The 19,934-nt window shown below is 76.6% G+C and carries 17 protein-coding genes; 12 read left to right on the top strand and 5 right to left on the bottom strand.

Annotated elements, in window-relative coordinates; genetic code table 11:
* Positions 1-86 precede the first annotated feature (86 nt).
* Both CAE01nite_RS01325 and purB read left to right on the top strand, forming a co-directional pair.
* Positions 87-1,244, top strand: a complete 1,158-nt coding sequence (locus tag CAE01nite_RS01325) for a DMT family transporter (RefSeq protein ID WP_146898789.1) — start codon at positions 87-89, stop codon at positions 1,242-1,244.
* On the top strand, positions 1,216-2,688 hold the full coding sequence (gene purB, locus CAE01nite_RS01320; RefSeq protein ID WP_146898786.1) for an adenylosuccinate lyase: 1,473 nt from the start codon (positions 1,216-1,218) through the stop codon (positions 2,686-2,688). Before CAE01nite_RS01325 ends, purB begins: the two co-directional genes overlap by 29 nt.
* Positions 2,689-2,713: 25 nt before the next feature.
* Here purB and CAE01nite_RS01315 read toward each other — a convergent pair whose 3' ends face one another.
* Positions 2,714-4,201 (bottom strand): glutamyl-tRNA reductase, encoded by a 1,488-nt coding sequence (locus tag CAE01nite_RS01315; protein WP_246130932.1) that lies wholly within the window; start codon positions 4,199-4,201, stop codon positions 2,714-2,716.
* Between CAE01nite_RS01315 and hemE the strand changes: the two genes are divergently transcribed.
* From hemE to CAE01nite_RS01265, 10 genes are all read left to right on the top strand, one after another.
* The gene (gene hemE / locus CAE01nite_RS01310; RefSeq protein WP_146898782.1) at positions 4,195-5,328 is read left to right on the top strand and encodes a uroporphyrinogen decarboxylase; all 1,134 of its coding nucleotides are present in this window, start codon (positions 4,195-4,197) and stop codon (positions 5,326-5,328) included. The two genes, CAE01nite_RS01315 and hemE, sit on opposite strands and share 7 nt — an antisense overlap.
* On the top strand, positions 5,325-6,824 hold the full coding sequence (locus CAE01nite_RS01305) for a protoporphyrinogen/coproporphyrinogen oxidase (protein ID WP_307724964.1): 1,500 nt from the start codon (positions 5,325-5,327) through the stop codon (positions 6,822-6,824). The genes hemE and CAE01nite_RS01305 overlap by 4 nt, the downstream gene beginning before the upstream one ends.
* 157 nt (positions 6,825-6,981) lie before the next feature.
* A complete protein-coding gene (gene hemC, locus CAE01nite_RS01300; protein WP_146898779.1) occupies positions 6,982-7,986 on the top strand; it encodes a hydroxymethylbilane synthase in 1,005 nt (334 codons plus the stop codon).
* Positions 7,983-8,930 (top strand): uroporphyrinogen-III synthase, encoded by a 948-nt coding sequence (locus CAE01nite_RS01295; protein WP_146898776.1) that lies wholly within the window; start codon positions 7,983-7,985, stop codon positions 8,928-8,930. The genes hemC and CAE01nite_RS01295 overlap by 4 nt, the downstream gene beginning before the upstream one ends.
* A gap of 5 nt (positions 8,931-8,935) precedes the next feature.
* A complete protein-coding gene (gene hemB / locus CAE01nite_RS01290; protein WP_146898773.1) occupies positions 8,936-10,033 on the top strand; it encodes a porphobilinogen synthase in 1,098 nt (365 codons plus the stop codon).
* Complete coding sequence (gene hemL / locus CAE01nite_RS01285; RefSeq protein ID WP_146898770.1) at positions 10,030-11,409, top strand: glutamate-1-semialdehyde 2,1-aminomutase; 1,380 nt, start codon at positions 10,030-10,032, stop codon at positions 11,407-11,409. The genes hemB and hemL overlap by 4 nt, the downstream gene beginning before the upstream one ends.
* Before the next feature lie 243 nt (positions 11,410-11,652).
* Entirely contained in the window at positions 11,653-11,934 is a 282-nt protein-coding gene (locus CAE01nite_RS01280; RefSeq protein WP_146898767.1) for a metal-sensitive transcriptional regulator, read from the top strand.
* Between the two features lie 73 nt (positions 11,935-12,007).
* Positions 12,008-12,229, top strand: a complete 222-nt coding sequence (locus tag CAE01nite_RS01275) for a heavy-metal-associated domain-containing protein (RefSeq protein WP_146898764.1) — start codon at positions 12,008-12,010, stop codon at positions 12,227-12,229.
* A gap of 61 nt (positions 12,230-12,290) precedes the next feature.
* Positions 12,291-14,882, top strand: a complete 2,592-nt coding sequence (locus CAE01nite_RS01270; protein ID WP_146898761.1) for a heavy metal translocating P-type ATPase — start codon at positions 12,291-12,293, stop codon at positions 14,880-14,882.
* A 438-nt stretch (positions 14,883-15,320) separates the two neighbouring features.
* Entirely contained in the window at positions 15,321-16,913 is a 1,593-nt protein-coding gene (locus CAE01nite_RS01265) for an HNH endonuclease (RefSeq protein WP_186816362.1), read from the top strand.
* 117 nt (positions 16,914-17,030) lie between these two features.
* On the opposite strand, the gene CAE01nite_RS01260 is transcribed toward CAE01nite_RS01265, so the two are convergent.
* From CAE01nite_RS01260 to CAE01nite_RS01245, 4 genes are read right to left on the bottom strand one after another with little or no spacing between them, the layout of a single operon-like run.
* Positions 17,031-17,891 carry an ABC transporter permease gene (locus CAE01nite_RS01260; RefSeq protein WP_146898755.1) on the bottom strand — a complete coding sequence of 287 codons (861 nt, stop codon included), beginning with the start codon at positions 17,889-17,891 and terminating at the stop codon, positions 17,031-17,033.
* Positions 17,888-18,847, bottom strand: coding sequence for an ABC transporter ATP-binding protein (locus CAE01nite_RS01255; RefSeq protein ID WP_146898752.1), 960 nt, complete (start codon positions 18,845-18,847; stop codon positions 17,888-17,890). The genes CAE01nite_RS01260 and CAE01nite_RS01255 overlap by 4 nt, the downstream gene beginning before the upstream one ends.
* A complete protein-coding gene (locus tag CAE01nite_RS01250) occupies positions 18,844-19,191 on the bottom strand; it encodes a transcriptional regulator (protein ID WP_146898749.1) in 348 nt (115 codons plus the stop codon). Before CAE01nite_RS01250 ends, CAE01nite_RS01255 begins: the two co-directional genes overlap by 4 nt.
* Positions 19,191-19,850: a hypothetical protein gene (locus CAE01nite_RS01245; protein ID WP_146898746.1), complete on the bottom strand. Its 660-nt coding sequence runs from the start codon at positions 19,848-19,850 to the stop codon at positions 19,191-19,193. The genes CAE01nite_RS01250 and CAE01nite_RS01245 overlap by 1 nt, the downstream gene beginning before the upstream one ends.
* Between the last annotated feature and the right edge of the window lie 84 nt (positions 19,851-19,934).

Below are 19,934 nucleotides of genomic sequence, written 5' to 3'. Positions count from 1 at the left end.
ACCCGGGGACGGGGCGCCGGGACGACCGGGCGGGGGTCGGGCGGACGACGTCGGCCTCGTCCGGCCTGCACCACTAGCCTCGGCGCGTGACCGCCACCCCCTCTGCGCACGCGACCGGCCGGGCAGCGACGCTGGGGGTCCTGGCCGTGGTGCTCGCGTCGGTGCTGTTCGCGGTCAACGGGACGGTCGCGAAGCTCGCCATGCAGAGCGGCATCACCCCGACCCGGCTGGTGGAGCTGCGCTCGCTCGGGTCGGCGCTGGTCCTCGTCCCGGTCGCCCTCGTGCTGCGCCGCTCCGGGATGCGGCTGCACCGGCGGGACCTGGCGGTGATGGCCGTCCTCGGCGTCGTCGGCATGGCCGCGGTCCAGTGGCTGTACCTCGTCGCCATCTCCCGGCTGCCGGTCGGCCTGGCGCTGCTGATCGAGTACACGGCGCCGCTGCTCATCGCGGTGTGGGCCCGGTTCGTCCTGCACGAGCGGGTGCACCCCCGCGCGTGGTGGGGGCTCGCGGCGAGCCTGACCGGGCTGACGCTCGTGGCGCAGGTCCGCCGCGGGGTCGAGCTGGACGCCGTGGGTCTGGCCGCGGCGGGCGGTGCGGCGATCGCCCTGGCGACCTACTACCTGCTCGGCGAGCGCCTGGTCGCGCACCGCGACCCGCTCTCGACCCAGGCCTGGTCCCTCGGCTTCGCGGCGCTGTTCTGGGCGGTCCTGCAGCCCCTGTGGACGTTCGACCCCGCCGTCCTCGGCACCACGACGGACCTGCCCGGTCTGCTCGACGGCGCGCGGGCGCCGGTGTGGCTGCTCGTCGCGTGGGTCGTCGTCCTGGGGACGGTCGTGCCCTACACGCTCGTGCTGTCCGGCATGAAGGCGATCGGCGCCGCCCGGGCCGGGCTGCTCGGCATGATCGAGCCGGTCGCCGCCGCTGCTGCCGCGTGGGTGGTGCTCGGGGAGTCGATGAGCGGCGTCCAGGTCCTGGGCGCCGGGGTCGTGCTGGCCGGGGTCGCGCTCGCCGAGACGGCCCGCGGACGTGGCGCCGCGGTGCTCCCGGACGCCGTGCCGCCCGAGGCCGCGCTGCCGGACGCCGCACCGACGGACGCCGTGCTGCCGGACGCCGTGCTGCCGGAGGCGGCACGGCTCGAGGCCGCGCGGGACGCCGTCGGGCAGCCCGCCGGTCCGCGACCGGCCGCCTGCGGGGATGAGCCGTTCGCGTGGGACCATGGAGCACGTGCCCGAGCTGACCCCTGACCTGCCGTCCGTCCCCGCCCGCGTGAGCCTGGCCGACGTGACGCCCCCCGTGGCCCTCGGCCCGCTCGACGGCCGCTACCGCGGCGCCGTCGCCCCGCTGGTGGACCACCTCAGCGAGCCGGCGCTCAACCGCGAGCGGCTGCACGTCGAGGTCGAGTGGGTGATCCACCTGGCCCAGCACGGCGTCGTGCCCGGCGCGCCGCGCCTGTCCGACGCCGAGCAGGCCTACCTGCGCTCGGTCGTCACGGCGTTCGACGCGGACGCCGTCGCGCGGCTCGGCGCGATCGAGAAGGTCACCGTCCACGACGTCAAGGCGGTGGAGTACTTCCTCAAGGAGCACCTGGCTGCCGCGCCGGAGGTCCTCGGCGCCGACACCGTGCTGCCGGACGTCTCCGAGCTCGTGCACTTCTGCTGCACGAGCGAGGACGTCAACAACCTCTCCTACGCGCTCATGGTCCGCGGCGCGGTCACCGCGGTGTGGCTGCCGGCCGCGCGGGCGCTGGTCGGCGAGATCGCCGCGATGGCACGCGAGCACCGCGACGCCCCGCTGCTGGCGCGCACGCACGGCCAGCCGGCCACCCCGACGACGCTCGGCAAGGAGCTCGCCGTCCTGGCCCACCGCCTGGGACGGCAGCTGCGGCGCATCGAGGCGGCGGAGTATCTCGGCAAGCTCAACGGGGCGACCGGCACGTACGGCGCCCACGTCGCCGCGGTCCCGGACGCCGACTGGCAGCACGTCTCGCGGACGTTCGTCGAGCACCTGGGCCTGACCTGGAACCCGCTCACCACGCAGATCGAGTCGCACGACTGGCAGGCCGAGCTGTACAGCGACGTCGCGCGGTTCAACCGGGTCCTGCACAACCTCGCCACCGACGTGTGGACGTACATCTCGATGGGCGTCTTCATCCAGATCCCGGTCGCGGGCGCCACCGGGTCGTCGACGATGCCGCACAAGGTCAACCCGATCCGGTTCGAGAACGCCGAGGCGAACCTCGAGCTGTCCAGCGCCCTGCTGGACACCCTCGCCTCCACGCTGGTCACCAGCCGCCTGCAGCGCGACCTGACGGACTCCACCACGCAGCGCAACATCGGCCCCGCGTTCGGGCACTCGCTGCTCGCGGTCGACAACGTGCGCCGCGGGCTGCGGGCCCTCGCGGTGGACCGCGGGGTGCTCGAGCGGGACCTCGACGCGAACTGGGAGGTGCTCGGCGAGCCGGTGCAGTCCGCGATGCGCGCCGCCTCGGTCGCCGGCGTGACCGGGATGGAGAACCCCTACGAGCGGCTCAAGGAGCTCACCCGCGGCAAGCGGCTGACCGCCGCCGACATGCGCGAGTTCATCGGCGGCCTCGGCCTGCCCGACGACGTCGCGGCACGCCTGGCGGCGATGACGCCGGCGACGTACACCGGGCTCGCGGCGGAGCTGGTCGACCACCTGGAGGGCTGAGCCCGTCCAGGAGCGCCACGCCGGATCAGCGGGCGCGGTCGCCGACCCGCACGCCTGATCGCCCGGCACTGTCGTCGGCGGCGTCGGCGTCGTGCAGGACGGTCCCGCTCGCTGCGGTCGCGCCGTCCGGGTCGGTCACGGGAGGGGCGCCCGGCGGCACGGGCACGGGCGGGGCCGGGATCGCCTCCAGCTCGGCGAGGGCGGCGCGGTAGGCGCGGTCGTCGCCGGCGCGTGCGGCGACCCGGGCCCGGACGGTCGGCGGGTGCAGCTGGGCGCGCGTGCGCCGGCGCAGGGACCGGACCAGCCGTTCGTGGTGCGCCGGGTCGTGCGCGTCGGTCCCGTCGCTCGCCCCGTCGCCCGTCGTGGCTGCCGGCGCACCGCCGGACGCGGGGGCCGGGCCGTCCGGCGCCGGGGTGCCCGACCCGTTCGCGGCACCCGCCTCGCGGATCCGGCGCGCCTCGGCCTCCAGCTCGCCGAGGACCCGGCGACGCTCGGCGATCACCGCCACCTCCAGCTCGCGGGCCCGGTCGGCGGCCTCGAAGTCCGTGACGGCCGCGGCCACGAGCTGGTGCGCCTGCTCGACCGGCGCCTTCTGCTCCTCGGGGGCGTTGCGCCGGATGGTCTCGAGGTTGATCAGGCGCACACCCGGCAGGGTGCCCACCGCGGGGTCGACGTCGTTGCGCAGCGCGAGGTCGACGACGACCAGGGGCCGCCCGGTCGCCGCCCAGGACCGTGCCACCATCTCGGCGTCCAGCACGCGCCCGACGGTGCCGCTGCACGCGACGACCAGGTCCGAGGTGCGGATGGCGCCGGCGAGGCCGCCGTCGTGCACGGCCTGCAGGCCACGGGACGCCGCGAACGTCGCCGCGCGCCCGGACGGGGAGAACACCCGGACGTCGTGGCACCCGCGCCGCCGCAGCGCCGCCAGGCTCGCGCCGGCGTACGAGCCGGTCCCGACGAGCAGCGCGCGCAGCTGCGGCCAGGCGGGCAGGCGCGGCTCGGCGAGGTCCAGGGCCACCCCGACGACGGAGCGCCCGGTGGCGCCCAGGCCCGTGCGCGCGCCGACGTCGCGCGAGGCACGGGAGGCGGACTGGAAGAGGCGCTCGAGGCCGGACGACGTCGTCCCCTCCTCGCGCGCGGTCGCGAGGGCCCGGCGGACCTGCCCGGTGATCTCGCGCTCGCCGATCACCATGGACTCCAGGCCGGAGGCGACCGCGAACAGGTGCTCGGGCACCGCCAGGCCCTCGAGGACCTGCAGGTTCTCGGCGACGTCGGGCCCCGGGATGCCCGACGCGTCCGCGATGACCTGGGTGGTGGCGGCGACGGCGTCGGGTGCGTCCTCGGGGCGGTCGACCTCGAGGTAGACCTCGAAGCGGTTGCAGGTGGCGAGCACGACGGCCCCCGTGGGGGCAGCAGCGGACGCCGCGACGGTCCGGCCCACCGACTGCGCCCCGGCACTGAGCCGTTCGAGCACGTCGAGGTCGAGGTCGCGGTGGCTCGCGATCAATGACATCAGCACCACAGCACCCCGATTCAACCAGCCCCTGCAAAGGTGGGCACAATTGCCCGGTGACCCTGCCTGCCGACCACCCCCTCCTCGACGGCCGCACGACCCATTCTGCGGTCGTCCGCGCGTTTTCCGCTGACCGCCCCGACACCCCTCCGGTGTGGTTCATGCGACAGGCGGGCCGGTCCCTGCCCGAGTACCGCGCCGCGCGCGAGGGCGTCGGCATGCTCGAGTCGTGCCTGCTGCCCGAGCTGGCCAGCGAGATCACGCTGCAGCCCGTCCGCCGTCACCGGGTGGACGCGGGGATCTTCTTCAGCGACATCGTGGTCCCCCTGCGCCTCGCCGGGGTGGACGTGGACATCGCCCCCGGCGTCGGTCCGGTGCTGGGTGCGCCGGTGCGCACGGCCGCGGACGTCGACCGGCTCGCCGCCTCGGGGCCGCTCACCGCCGAGACGCTCGCGCCGATCACCCGGGCCGTCGGGCTGACCGTCGCGCAGCTGGGCTCCACGCCGCTGCTGGGCTTCGCCGGGGCCCCGTTCACCCTCGCCGCGTACCTGGTCGAGGGTCGCCCGTCCCGCGACCACCTCGCCGCGCGCACCCTCATGCACGCCGACCCGGGCGCCTGGCGCGCGCTGACGGAGTGGGCGGCCGACCTCACCGGGTCGTTCCTGCGCGCGCAGGTGCTGGCCGGGGCGAGCGCGGTGCAGCTGTTCGACTCCTGGGCCGGGTCGCTGTCCCGCACCGACTACGTCACCCACTGCGCACCGTCCAGCGCCCGCGCGCTGTCGCACGTGGCGGACCTCGGCGTGAAGGTCGTGCACTTCGGCACCGGCACCGAGCACCTGCTGACCGCCCTGCGCGACGTCGGCGCCGACGTCGTCGGGGTGGACTACCGGACCCCGCTGGACGAGGCGAACCGCCTGCTCGGCGGCCGCACGCCGCTGCAGGGCAACATCGACCCGGCGCTGCTCGCGGCGCCGTGGCCGGTGCTGGAGGCGCACGTGCGCGACGTCGTCCGGCGTGGCGCCGACGCCCCCGGGCACGTGGTGAACCTCGGGCACGGCGTGCCGCCCACCACCGACCCCGACGTGCTCACCCGGGTCGTGGAGCTCGTGCACACGCTGGGGTCGTGACCGCGGTGGACGACGTGCCCGACGTCGCGCCCGCCACGCGCGACGGTGCGGCCGACGCGCGGGGCGACGCGCTGGACGCCGTCGTGGTCGGCGCCGGCGTCGCCGGCCTCGTCGCGGCGCGCGACCTCGCGGTCGCCGGCCTGCGGGTGCTCGTCGTCGACGCCGCCACGGCGCCCGGCGGCGCGGTCACGCGGCACACGGTCGCCGGCCTGGACCTGGACGCCGGTGCCGAGTCGTTCGCGACCCGCGGGGGGACGGTGGCCGCGCTGGCCGGCGAGCTCGGGCTCGGTGCCGCCGTCACCGCGCCGGCGCCCCTCGGCGCCTGGGTGCAGCTGCCGTCCGGCGCGGGCACGCTGCCGCGGGCCGGGCTGCTCGGCGTCCCGGCGGACCCGTGGGCGCCTGACGTCCGCCGCACGATCGGCCTGCTGGGCGCCCTGCGGGCCGGGGTGGACCGGCTGCTCCCGCCCGGCGTCGGCGTCCACCCGGCGACGACGTTCGGATCCCTGGTCCGGGTCCGGATGGGCCGCCGCGTGCTGGACCGCCTGGTGGCGCCCGTGGTGGGTGGCGTGCACGCCGCCGACCCGTCCGACCTCGACGTGCGCACGGTCGCACCCGGCCTGCTCCCGGCGCTGGCCGAGCACGGGTCGCTCGGCGCGGCGGTCGCGTCGCTGCGCGCGCTGGCACCGGCGGGCGCCGCCGTCGGCGGGCTGGTCGGTGGCATGCACACGCTGCCCCGGGCGCTGGAGCGGGACCTGACGGCCCGGGGCGGGCACGTCGCCGCGGGCACGCGGGCGGTGTCCGTGACCCGCACCGGCACGGTCTGGTCCGTGCGGGTCGCCGGTCCGGACGGCGACGGCGAGGTGACCGCACCGCGGCTCGTGCTGGCGACGCCGGCCACCGCCACCGTCGGGCTGCTGGCGCCGGTCCTGCCCGCGCTGTCCGGACTGCGCCCCGACCCGGGCGCGGACGTCGTGCTGGTGACGCTGGTCGTGGACGCGCCCGCGCTCGACGCCGCACCCCGCGGCACCGGGGTGCTCGTCGCCCCGGCGGCGCAGGGCACCGGTCCGGACGGGCCGCGCGCGAAGGCGCTGACCCATGCCACCGCCAAGTGGCCCTGGCTGGCCCGGGCCGCCGGTCCCGGCCGGCACGTGCTGCGGCTGTCCTACGGACGGGCCGGCGACGCCGGCCTCGCCGACGTCGCGGACCTGCCGGACGCCGACCTCACCACGCTGGCGCTGCGCGACGCCTCGACGCTGCTGGGGGTGCCCCTGACGCCGGACCAGGTGGTCGGGTCGGCGCGGGTGCGCTGGTCCCAGTCCCTGCCCCAGCCCAGCGCCACCCATCGCGCCGCCGCGGACGCCGTCCGCACCCAGGTCGCCGCGGTCGACGGCCTGGAGGTCTGCGGCGCGTGGGTCGCGGGCAACGGGCTGGCCGCGGTGGTCCCCCACGCACGGGCCGCCGCCGGGCGCCTGACCGCGCCGCTACCGACTTCCTGACAATTCGTCAGGAAAGGCCGGTCGATATCCCGTGCAGCCGCCGGGAAAGTGACCCGCGCAACAGCTCGCCGACTCGACCTGACACATTGTCATCACGGGCGTGTGGGGTTTGTCACCCCTTTCGACATCGCGTCCTCGGCGGTCGCAAGATGGACGTATGCGCGACCTGACCGGCAGCCGAGCCGACACCGAGGAGCTCCTGTCGACGGTCCGGATCGGCACCCGTGCCAGCACCCTCGCACTCACCCAGACCGGCATGGTCGCCGACGCCCTGGCCCTCGCCGGGGACCTGCGCACCGAGCTGGTGCGGATCACGACCGAGGGCGACCGGCTCACGGGCTCCCTGGTCGCGCTGGGCGGCACCGGCGTGTTCGTCACCGCCTTGCGCGAGGCGCTGCTGGACGGCCGATGCGACGTCGCGGTGCACTCGCTCAAGGACCTGCCCAGCGCCCCCGCCGAGGGCCTCGTCATCGGCGCCGTCCCCGAGCGCGAGGACCCGCGCGACGCGCTGTGCGCCCGGGACGGGCTGACCCTGGCGACGCTGCCCGCGGGGTCCCGCGTCGGCACGGGCTCGCCCCGGCGGGCCGCCCAGCTGCGCGCCACCCGCCCGGACCTCGCGGTCGTCGACATCCGCGGCAACGTCGACACGCGGCTGCGCCGGGTCGCGCCGGGCGACCTGGACGCGGTGGTGCTCGCGCGCGCCGGGCTGGCACGCCTCGGCCGGCTCGACGCGGTGACCGACGCGCTGGCGCCCACCACGATGTCCCCCGCGCCCGGCCAGGGCGCGCTGGCCGTCGAGGTGCGGGCGGACGCGGTCACCGACCCCGGCACGCCGCTGGCCCGGGCACTGGCTGCGGTCGACCACCTGCCGTCCCGCCTGGCCGTCACCGCGGAGCGGGCCCTGCTGGCGCGGCTCGAGGCCGGCTGCGCAGCCCCGATCGGGGCGCACGGGCGCCTGGACGGGGACCTCCTCCGCCTGGACGTCGTGGTGGTGCGGGTCGACGGGTCCGCGCAGCTGCGTCGGAGCCTGTCCGTGGAGCTGCCGCCCGCGGCGGACGTGCCCGGCCGGCTGGCCGCGGCGGCCCGGCTCGGGGTGGACGCGGCGGAGAGCCTGCTGGCCGGTGGCGCCGGGGACCTCGCGGAGCTCGGCGCCGCGCGATGACCGGCGCACCGGCCGGTGCCGGCCCCCTGGCCGGCCTGCGCGTCCTGGTCCCGCGCGCCCCGGAGCGGGCGGGCGCGCTGGTCGCCGCGCTGCGCCGCGCCGGGGCCGAGCCCGTCACCGCGCCGCTGGTGCGCATGGGCCCGCCGGACGATCCTGCCGCGCTCGCGGACGCCCTGACCGCCGTGGCCCGCGGGGACCATGCCTGGGTCGCGGTCACCAGCGGCTTCACGGTCGACTCGCTGGACGCGGCGGCGCACGGCCTGGGCCGCACGCTCGCCGACGTGGTCGCGGCCGGCCGGGCCACGGGCCACGGCAGCACCCGGGTCGCCGCGGTCGGGGACGCCACCGCTGCCGCGCTGCAGCGCGCCGGTGTCGAGGTCGACCTCGTCCCGACCGGCGAGCAGTCCGCGCGCGGGATGCTGGCGGAGTGGCCGCCCGCTCCCTCGTCGGCGGCACCGTCGTCGTCGGCACCGTCGTCGTCGGGCCTCTCCGTGCTCGTCCCGCAGGGTGACCTGGCCGAGCCGACGCTCGCCGAGGGCCTGGCCGCCCGGGGGTGGCGGCCGCACGTCGTGGTCGCCTACACCAACCGGCCCGCCGCACCGCTGGCGCCCGAGGTCGTCGCCGACCTGGGGTCCGGACGCCTCGGCGCCGTCGTCCTGACCTCCGGCAGCACCGCACGTCGTCTCGCCGAGCAGGTGACCCTGCCGTGGACGACCCTGGTGTGCTGCATCGGCCCGCGCACCGCGGAGGTCGCCGCGTCGCTCGGCCTGCCCGCCGGGACGGTCGCCGCGGGCCCCCACCCCGGCGCCGTCGTCGACGCCCTCACGACCGCACGCTCCGCCGCGAGCACCGCCGCACGCACCGCCTCAGGCACCGCCTCACCCACCGACCCGACGCCCGTGGCCACCGCCACGCCGTCGACCCGCCCCACCACCCCGAGGTGACCCGCATGTCCCCCACGCACGACCGCCGGATCCGTCCCCGCCGCCTGCGCTCCACGCCCGCGATGCGCCGTCTGGTGACGGAGGTCCGCCTGCACCCCGGCGACCTCGTCCTCCCGCTGTTCGTCAAGGAGGGACTCACCGAGCCCGTCGCGATCGCCTCCATGCCGGGCGTCCTGCAGCACACCCGGGCGAGCCTGCGCGAGGCCGTGCGCGAGGCCGCCGACGCGGGCCTGGCCGGGGTCATGCTGTTCGGCGTGCCGCTGGTGCGCGACGCCGTCGGCTCCGGCGCGACGGACCCGGACGGCATCCTCAACGTCGCGATCGCCGACGCGGTGGAGGCCGCCGGCGGCCGTCTGGTCGTCATGGCGGACCTCTGCCTGGACGAGTTCACCGACCACGGCCACTGCGGCGTCCTGACCCCCGGGCCGGGCGGGGAGCCGGTCGTCGACAACGACGCGACCCTGGAGCGGTACGTCGACATGGCGCTCGCCCAGGCGCGGGCCGGCGCCCACCTGCTCGGGCTCAGCGGGATGATGGACGACCAGACGGCGGCCGTCCGCGACGCGCTGGACGACGCCGGCTTCCACGACGTCGCCGTGCTCGCCTACGCCGCGAAGTACGCCTCGGTGTTCTACGGGCCCTTCCGGGACGCCGTCGAGTCGACCCTGCAGGGCGACCGCAAGAGCTACCAGATGGACCCCGCCAACCGCCGCGAGGCCGGCCGTGAGGTCGCGCTGGACGTCGCCCAGGGCGCCGACGTGGTCATGGTCAAGCCCGCGCTGCCCTACCTCGACGTGCTGGCCGACGTCGCCGCCACCAGCCCGGTGCCGGTCGCCGCGTACCAGGTGTCCGGCGAGTACGCGATGATCGAGGCCGCCGCCGCCAACGGCTGGATCGACCGTCGTCGGGCGATCGAGGAGTCCGTCCTCGCGATCCGCCGCGCCGGCGCCGACCTGGTCCTCACCTACTGGGCCGCCGAGCTCGCCGGGTGGCTGACCGCACCCGCCGCACCGGCCGCGCCTGCTGCGCTCGTCGCACCAGCGGCACCCGCCGCACCCGTCCCCGCACCGTCCGGCACGACCACTCCCGGGAGCCCCGCATGACCGCACCGACGCACGCCCAGTCCGGCCCGACCGCCGCAGCCGGCGCACCGGCGGACGTCGGCGGCAACGACGGGCTGTTCACCGCCGCGCAGGGCGTGCTGCCCGGCGGTGTCAACTCCCCGGTCCGCGCCTACGGCTCCGTCGGCGGGACCCCGCGCTTCCTCGTCTCCGCGCGCGGCCCCTACGTGACCGACGCCGACGGGCGCGAGTACGTCGACCTGGTCAGCTCGTGGGGCCCGGCGATCCTCGGTCACGCCCACCCCGCCGTCGTCGACGCCGTCCAGCAGGCCGCCGCCCGTGGCCTGTCGTTCGGGGCGCCGACCCCCGGCGAGACGGCGCTCGCGGAGGAGATCCGGCGCCGCGTCCTCGCCGCGGAGCGCGTGCGCCTGGTGTCCACCGGGACCGAGGCCACCATGACCGCGGTCCGGCTCGCGCGCGGGATCACCGGTCGCGAGCTGATCGTGAAGTTCGCCGGCTGCTACCACGGCCACGTGGACTCCCTGCTGGCCCAGGCCGGCTCCGGCGTCGCGACCCTGGCCCTGCCCGGGTCCGCCGGCGTGACGGCCGCGATCGCCGCCGAGACGATCGTCGTGCCCTACAACGACCTGGCCGCGGTCGAGGCCGCGTTCGCCGAGCGCGGGGACCGGATCGCCGCGGTGATCACCGAGGCGGCCCCGGCGAACATGGGCGTCGTCCCGCCGCTGCCCGGGTTCAACGCGGCGCTGTCCCGGATCGCGCGGGAGCACGGCGCGCTGCTGATCCAGGACGAGGTGCTCACCGGCTTCCGGGTCGGTCCGGGCGGCTGGTGGGGTCTGGAGGGTCGGCTCGAGGGCTGGGCGCCGGACCTGCTGACGTTCGGCAAGGTCGTCGGCGGCGGCCTGCCGGTCGCCGCGATCGCCGGACGCGCCGAGCTCATGGACCACCTCGCACCGTCCGGGCCCGTGTACCAGGCGGGCACGCTGTCGGGGAACCCGGTCGCGACCGCGGCCGGCCTGGCCACGCTGCAGGCCGCCGACGCCGGCGTCTACGCCCGCCTGGACGCGGCCGCCACCGCGTTGTCGTCGCAGGTCTCGGCGGCGTTCACCGCGGCCGGCGTCGCCCACCGGGTGCAGCACGCGGGCAACCTGTTCAGCGTGATGTTCGGCGAGGCGGCGGCCGCGGACGGCGTCCGGGACTACGCCGGCGCCCAGGCGCAGGACACCTTCCGGTACGCCCCGTTCTTCCACGCGATGCTCGACCAGGGCGTGAGCCTGCCGCCGTCGGTGTTCGAGGCGTGGTTCGTCTCGGCGGCGCACGACGACGCCGCGCTGGACCGGATCGTCGCGGCGCTCCCGGCGGCGACCCGAGCCGCGGCAGCGGCGCGACCCGCCCGGTAGCGCGCCCGCGCTTCGCTCCCCACCGCCCCGTCCCCTCCCGCTCGCCACCTCCCGCCACCCCGTCCCCTTTCGCTCCCTGCCCCCGCCGAGTGCGACGTCCTGGACCTGTGCCGTCGTCCCACGGGTCCGAGACGTCGCACTCGGCGGGGAACGGGGGTGGTCTGGGGACGCGCTGGCTGGACGGAATACCCCTAGGGGGTACATGGTTGTGACGGAGGACGGCAGCGACGGACGGAGAGCGCCATGACCGGGTACGCGGGCACGAAGGACGACTACCTCAAGCGGCTGCGCCGCATCGAGGGGCAGGTCCGCGGCATCGCGCGCATGGTGGACGAGGACACGTACTGCATCGACGTCCTCACCCAGGTCGCCGCCGTGACCAAGGCGCTGCAGGCGGTCAGCCTCGGGCTCGTCGAGGACCACCTGTCGCACTGCGTCGTCGAGGCCGCCCGGTCGTCCGACGACGCCGGGCAGGACAAGGTCCGCGAGGCGGCCGACGCGATCGCCCGCCTCGTGCGCAGCTGACCCCCGACCAGCGCCGCTCCACCCGAACGCACCACCCCACCCCGCACCACTCGCAGCACGACGGAGGACACCCATGAGCACCCAGACCACCACGTTCGAGGTCACCGGCATGACCTGCGGCCACTGCGTCCAGTCGGTCACCACCGAGCTGTCCGCGCTGCCGGGCGTCACCGACGTGTCGGTCGACCTCGTGGCCGGCGCCGCCTCGCAGGTCACCGTGGTCTCCGACGCGGCGCTGGACGCCGACGCGGTCCGTGGCGCCGTCGACGAGGCCGGCTACACGCTCGTCCCCTGACCGCACCTTCCCCCGGCGAGGCCCGCCCGACGCCTCACCCGCCGACCCTCCCGAGGAACCCATGTCGTCCGACACCCAGCAGCAGCCGGTCGCTCCGCCGCACCCCGTCGTCACCGTCGACCTCGCGGTCGAGGGCATGACGTGCGCGTCCTGCGTCGCGCGCGTGGAGAAGCGGCTCAACCAGGTCCCGGGGGCCACCGCGACGGTGAACCTGGCGCTGGAGTCGGCGCACGTGGAGCTGACGGTGCCCGACGACGCCGGGCCGGGCCCGGCCGCGGACGACGACCTGCTGGCGGCCGTCCGGCGGGCCGGCTACGAGGCCCGCGTGACCGCGCGCCGCGGTGACGCGGCGACGCCCGGTGCGCCGGTCGCCGTCCTCGGCGCTCCCGCCGACGCCGGATCTTCGCGACCGGGGACCGGTGCGACGCCGTCGGACGACGCGTCCCCGATCCCGGTGCCGCGCCACGGGGACGCGGACGACGACGCCGACCTCACCGCTCCCACCCCGGACCGCGGGGCGGACCTGCGACGGCGGCTGCGTGTGGCGGCGGTGCTCACCGTGCCGGTCCTGCTGCTGTCGATGGTCCCGGCGCTGCAGGTCGACGGGTGGCAGTGGGTCGTCGCCGCCCTCGCCCTGCCGGTGGCGACCTGGGCGGCGTGGCCGTTCCACCGCGCCGCCGCCCGGGCCGCACGGCACGGCGCCTCGACGATGGACACGCTCGTGTCCATCGGCATCGTCGCGGCGACGGCGTGGTCGCTCTGGGCGCTGGTGCTCGGCGGGTCCGGGCGCATCGGCGTGACCATGGAGCCGACCCTGTGGCCACGCGCCGGGGCTCACGCGGCGATGGCCGTGCCCGAGCTCTACTTCGAGGTGGCCGCCGTCGTCACCACGTTCCTGCTCGCCGGACGGTACGCCGAGCACCGCTCGCGACGCCGCGCCGGGGACGCCCTGCGTGCTCTGCTGGACCTGGGCGCCAAGGACGCCACCCTGCTGACCACCGACGCCTCCGGCCGTCGCACCGAGCGGCAGGTCCCGGTCGGCGACCTCGCCGTCGGGGACCTGTTCGTCGTGCGTCCCGGGGAGAAGGTGGCCACCGACGGCGTCGTCGTCGAGGGACGCAGCGCCGTGGACGCCTCCCTGGTCACCGGTGAGCCCGTCCCCGTCGACGTCGCGCCCGGGTCGCCGGTCACCGGCGCGACGCTCAGCACCTCCGGGCACCTCGTGGTGCGCGCCACCCGGGTCGGCGAGGCGACGATGCTCGCGCAGATCGGCCGGCTCGTCTCCGCCGCGCAGACCGGCAAGGCGCAGGTCCAGCGGCTCGCCGACCGGATCTCCGCGGTGTTCGTGCCCGTCGTGCTGGTGCTGGCGCTCGGCACGCTCGTCGCCTGGCTCGCGACCGGGTCCGGTGCGCAGCCCGCCTTCACCGCGGCCGTCGCGGTGCTGATCATCGCCTGCCCGTGCGCCCTGGGTCTGGCGACGCCGACCGCGCTGCTCGTCGGCACCGGCCGCGGCGCGCAGCTCGGCGTGCTCATCAAGGGCCCGGAGGTCCTCGAGGGGACCCGCCGCGTGGACACCGTGGTCCTGGACAAGACCGGCACCGTGACCGAGGGCCGCATGGAGGTGGTCGACGTCGTCGCCGCGCGGGGCACCACGCGCGACGAGGTCCTGCGGCTGGCGGGCGCGGTCGAGGGGCTCAGCGAGCACCCGATCGCGCGGGCGATCGCGGCTGCGGCTGCTGTGCGGGCGATCGCGGCTGAAGCTGTGGCGCACGCGTCGCCGGACGGGCCCGCGCTCGCCGCGACGACCGGCGCCGACAGCGTCGCGGCCGGCGCCGACGGCGTCTCGGCCGGCGCCGACGGCGTCGCGATCGGCTCGGACCAGGTGCTCGACTTCCGCACCGACGCCGGCTCGGGCGTGAGCGGTGTCGTGCGCACCGCGCACGCCGGCCTCGGCCTGGGCACCCGCGTGCTCGTCGGCCGCCCGGGCTGGCTCGAGGGGCAGGGCGTCGTCACGTCACCCGACCTGCGCGAGGCGTTCCGCGCGGCCGAGGCGCAGGGCGGGACCGCGGTGGTCGCCGCATGGAACGGGTCGGCCCGAGGAGTCGTCGTGCTGCGCGACCCGGTCAAGGCGACGTCCGCTCAGGCCGTCGCCGAGCTGCGGGCGCTGGGTCTGCGTCCGGTGCTGCTGACCGGGGACAACGCCGGGGCCGCGCACCGGGCGGCCGACGCGGTGGGGATCGCACCCGACGACGTCGTCGCGCAGGTGCTGCCGGCCGACAAGGTCGCCGTCGTGCAGCGCCTGCAGGCGGGGGGCGCGCGGGTGGCGATGGTGGGCGACGGCGTGAACGACGCCGCCGCGCTCGCCGCGGCGGACCTCGGTCTGGCGATGGGCACCGGAACCGACGTCGCCATCGAGGCCGCCGACCTCACCCTCGTCCGTGGGGACCTGCGCTCCGCCGGGCAGGCGATCCGGCTGTCCCGGGCGACGCTGCGGATCATCCGGCAGAACCTGTTCTGGGCGTTCGCCTACAACGTCGCGGCCCTCCCGCTCGCCGCGCTGGGGCTGCTCAACCCGATGATCGCCGGTGCTGCGATGGCGGCCAGCTCGGTGATCGTCGTCGGCAACTCGCTGCGGCTGCGCCGCTTCGCCTGACCGACGGTCCGGCGCGGTGGTGCCGCGCTCTCCGGTAGGTACGGACCGCCCGGCGGCCTGCGGCGCTGTGCCGAGCGGTTGCGCCGGGTCCGGTGCCGCGTGGTCCTCTGGCCGCGCAAGATCTCGTCGCTGACGGCTCGGGTATGTACCGCAAGCAATCGTCCACAGATCCGCTGCACCAGGGCATCGTGTCAGAGGCGGTCGGTAAAGTTCGAACAGACGTTCGACGATGGAGGTGACGCTGTGACCACCACGATGTTGGGTGCTCCCGCGGCCCTCACTCCGCCAGGTGCGTCGATTCCCAGGGCGGCTTCGGTCAGCGGCACGGCGGCACCGGGCGTCTCGCTGTCGCAGGTGGCGGTCCTGTGGGCGGCAGTCGTCGGGTTGTCCGCCGCGGTGGCACAGGCAGGTCGATGGTCGGCGGCGGAGCGTCACCCGGTGCTGGCGGACGTCGATCGCGCGGTGAACGCACTGGCGGCAGTGCGGGCGGCCGTCCTGGTGGCGGAGAGGGACGCCGGCACGTGGCAGGGCTCCGGTGACCGCTCGATCGTGGGGTGGTGGGCGCGAACCAGCCGTTCCGGGCAGCGCGCCGCTGCGGCGCAGATGCGGCAGGCCGAGCACCTCGATGCCGCGCCGGCCGCCACGGCCGCCGTTGCCGAGGGCCGGATCGGCTTGGAGCACGCGGCGGTCATCGGCCGGGTCGTCAGTGCCGGCTCACCCGCGCAGCGGGAGGCCGCCGCGTCCCCGGCCGGCCAGCAGCACCTGCTGAGGATGGCCGAGTCTCACGACGCAGGCACGTTCGCCACCGCCGCCGCGCGCTGGGCCGCGACGGTCGACCCTGCGGCGCTGCAGCGCGATCACGACGCCCAGCGGGCCGAGCGATTCCTGCACCTGACCACGACCCCGCAGGGCACGGTCATCAGGGGACGGGTCGACTCGATGGCCGGACACCGTCTGACCCTCGCGCTCGAGGCGCTCTCTCCACGGCCCGGCGCCGACGACGACCGCGACCCCGGACAACGCTGCGCCGATGCACTCGATGCCATGGCGGTGCGCACCCTGGCCGACGGCAAGCCAGGCGCCCATGCACCCCAGCAGGTCACGTTGATCCTCAGCGAGCAGACCTGGCTCGCCGCCCGGGCCGAGCGCGACCGGCGCCGTGCGAAGGCAGGCGGCGCCAACGGCGCCGCGGGCGCAGGCGCGGACGGTGAGGCGACCGGGACCGAACGCACAGGCACCGCCGAGGCGAGCGCCGGTGTCACGAGCTACCCGCCCGCGACGCTGGAGGACGGCACGCCGGTCCCCGTCAGCGAGCTGGCCTCGGCCATGTGCGACGGCGAGATCAGCCGCCTGGTCGTCGACGCCGACGGCGTCCCGCTCGACGCCGGTCGCGCGCGGCGGCTGTTCACCGCCCCCCAGCGCCGAGCCATCGCGGCCCGCGACCGCGGGTGCGGCTGGCCGCAGTGCCACGCGCCCGCCCGTTGGTGCGAGGTCCACCATGTGCAGTGGTGGGACCGGGACGCCGGGCCCACGTCCGTCGACAATGGCGTCCTGCTCTGCAGCTTCCACCACCACGAGGTGCACCGCCGGGACCTCGTGATCACCCCGATCCTGGCGCCGCCTGGCGATAGGGCGTCGACGTCCGACGCGTCCGACACCATCACGCGCGTGACCTACCGGTTCGTGGACTCCGCCGGGCGGGTCGTGGCACCGCGCGGACCTGCGCCGGCGGCGACGACGGGGGCGACGGGGGCGGTGCCGGCGGCGAGAGCGGCGGTGCCGACGAAAGCGGCGGTGGCGACGGCGGTCCGTGCAGCATGCGCGCAGGGTCCGCCGGGGACGTCCCCTCCGGCCCGCCCCCCTGCGCACCTCGAGCCGCGGTCCGCGCCCACGCCCACGGCCACGCCCACGCCCACGCAGGACCTTCCGCGACTGCGGGCGGCAGCCGACGCGCGCGACGTCCCCGAGCTCGACTGGGTGGACGACCCGGTGACCGGGATGAGGGTGCCGGCGTACTTCGTCGACCCGTGACGGCTCCCGGCGCGCCGTCGTCGGTCGACGTGGGCATCGAGCCGGGCTTGTCGCCGGCGACCCTGCCGCACCGACGCCCGGGCGGGTGCGTCTGAGACGACGCCGGCCGGACGAGGGTCAGTGGAAGCGCCGGCCCTCGTCCCGGCGGTAGGCCCAGACCACGAGCGCGGCGAACAGCACGCCCCAGCCGACGAGAACCGGCAGCGCGGTTGCCGGCGCGGCCTCGCCGGTGAGCGCCTGGACGAGCAGGTCACGTCCGGCCCGGCTCGGCAGCGCCCGGGAGATCGCGTCGAGCCACCCGGGGAAGAACTCCGGCGGCATGAACATCCCGCCGGCGAACGCCATCGGGAAGAGCAGGACCTGGACGACCGGCAGGGCGGCCTTCGCGGACAGCGAGTAGCCCACCGCGAGGCCGAGCAGCAGGAACGGCAGCGCCGACGCCGCGATCACCACGACGCTGAGCAGGAGGCGGCCCAGGGTCACCGCCGCGTCCGTGAACAGCCACCCGATGATCACCAACGGCAGCAGGCCGAGCAGCGCGAACGCCGCACCGTTGACGACGCGGCCGACCATCCGCGGACCGGCGCCGGCGGGCAGCGAGCGGAGGTACGGGTCGAAGGGCTGCTGCCGGTCCTCCGAGACGCCCGCCCCGTAGGTGAACAGGCACGTCGACATCACCGCGAACATCCCCAGCTGCCCGACGGCGGCCGTCGCGGCGACCGGGTCGGACGCCACCGCGCGCTGCGGCACCACGAAGAAGAACATCGCCAGGGCGGGGAACACCGTGTTGCCGATCACGGCGATCGGCACCCGGACGGTCTCCAGGAACTGGTAGCGGGCGTGCAGCCCGGCCAGCCGGAGGGTCGGTCGGACGAGCGGCCGCGCGTCGTCGGGCCCCGGGTGCGGGGTGCGGACGGACGTCGCCCCCACCGGGGCGGGCCGGGTCGGCACGGGGTCGGAGGTGGGCAGGGTGGTCATCGGGCCATCTCCTCGGTGGGTCGGGGCGGCGGTGACGTGACGGCCGGCGTGGAGCCGGTGAGGGCGAGGAAGGCCTCCTCGAGCGACGCGCCGCGGACCTCCAGGCCCGTGAAGGCGACACCGTCGGCGACCAGCGCACGGACCAGCGCGTCCGCGTCCGACGCGAGCACCTCCACCCGGTCCCCGTCACGCCGGCTGCCGACCACACCGGGCAGGCGCCCGACGACGTCGCCGGCGTCCCCGGCGGCCCGGCCGTCGGCAGCGACCGAGAACCCCACCCGGCGCACCTGCACGCGGGCCAGGACCGCGGCGATCGCGTCGTCGGCGAGGACGACGCCGCCCCCCATGACGACCACCCGCTGGGCGAGCGCCTCGATCTCCTCCAGGTAGTGGCTGGTCACCAGGACCGTCGCGCCGCTCGCGTGGTACTCGCGCAGCGCCGCCCACAGCAGGTGCCGGGCCTCGACGTCGAGCCCGGTGGTCGGCTCGTCGAGGACGACCAGGCGGGGGCGGCCGACCAGGGCCAGCGCGACCGCCAGCCGCCGACGCTGCCCGCCGGACAGCGCGCCGGTCTGCCGGCGCGCCTGGTCCGCGAGGCCGAACCACTCGAGCACCTCCCCGCGCGGCATGGGGTCGGGGTAGTGGCCCGCGACGAGGTCGACCACCTCGCCCACCCGCAGGGTCGCCGGCAGCCCGGTCTCCTGCGGCGTCAGGCCGAGCCGGACGCGGCTGGCCGGGTCGCGCGGGTCGCCGCCGAACAGCCGCACGGTGCCCAGGTCCGGCCGGCGCAGCCCGGTGACCAGGCTGAGCAGCGTCGTCTTGCCGGCGCCGTTGGGACCCAGCAGCCCGACGAGCTCGCCGGCCCGCACGGTGAGGCTCACGTCGTCCAGGGCCAGGGTGGCGCCGAAGCGGCGGGTCACGTGCTCGGCCTCGAGCACGGCGGTGGACGACGTCATGCGCTCGTCCCCTTCGACGGTGCAGGCTCGCCGCGAGTGCCGGCGGGCGGGGTCAGGAGCGCCGCCAGCTGGGCGACGTAGTCCTCGAAGGCCCGCCGGCCGGCGCGCGTCGCCTCCACGTGGGTGGCCGGCACCCGGCCGATGTGACCCTTGGTGACGGCGACGTACCCCGCGTCCTCGAGCCGGCGCAGGTGGGTCGACAGGTTCCCGGCGGTGGCGTCCAGCAGCGACTGGAGCCGGGGGAACGTGAGCCGGTCCCCGGGGGGCAGGGCGGTCAGCGTGGTCATGATGCGCAGCCGCGCCTGGGTGTGGATGACGGGGTCGAGGTCGCCGGGGGCGGGCATCAGGACCGCCGCCGGACGGCTTCGGCGACCGCCGCGGCCAGCATCCCGCCGCCACCCGCGAGCGACATCACCGCGAGCATCCCGGGCGTGCCGACGAACGACGCCACGATCGTGACCACGAGGATCCACGCCCCCAGGGCGAACTGCGCGCGGTCCCGCCAGATCGCGGCCCCGGCCATGTACAGCACGCCCACCAGCAGCGGCGGCACCAGGGTCATCGCGACCTGGACGACGCCGGCGCCGGCGCCGGCGCGGGTGAGCCCGGAGGCGAGCGCGAACACCGCGACGAACCCGAGGAACCACGCCCACCCGTACATGGCCCCCTGGAGGCTCGAGGTGCCGTGCACCCCCGACGTGCGGCGGGCGACGTGCACCGAGGTGACGACCATGGCCGCGACGAGCAGGCCGGCGAACAGGACCCCGGCCGCCGCCGGCGACCAGCCCAGCGCGGGCCGGTCGCCGGCGACGGCCCAGAGCGCGCCGAACCCGAGCAGCCACGCGGCGCCCCACACCCCGAACAGCAGCCGACCGTCGACGTCCGTCTCGGCGGCGACCCGTGCGCGCTGCGCCGCGATGAGCGCGGCGCTGCCGGCGGGGTCGAGCGGCGGGTCGTCGTCGGGCATCACGGCGGCCCGGGGGCGGTCGGCGTCGTCTCGCACGGGGTGACTCCTCGGCAATCGGTACTGGCTTTGTCCTGCAAACTACTTTGTCCAACCTGGGAGGACAAGGGCCGTCGCAGTGGC

Source organism: Cellulomonas aerilata (genome assembly GCF_007991755.1).
Classification (GTDB): domain Bacteria; phylum Actinomycetota; class Actinomycetes; order Actinomycetales; family Cellulomonadaceae; genus Pengzhenrongella; species Pengzhenrongella aerilata.
Note: the sequence above shows the minus strand (reverse complement) of the source record. Positions and strands in the feature narration are given on the sequence as shown.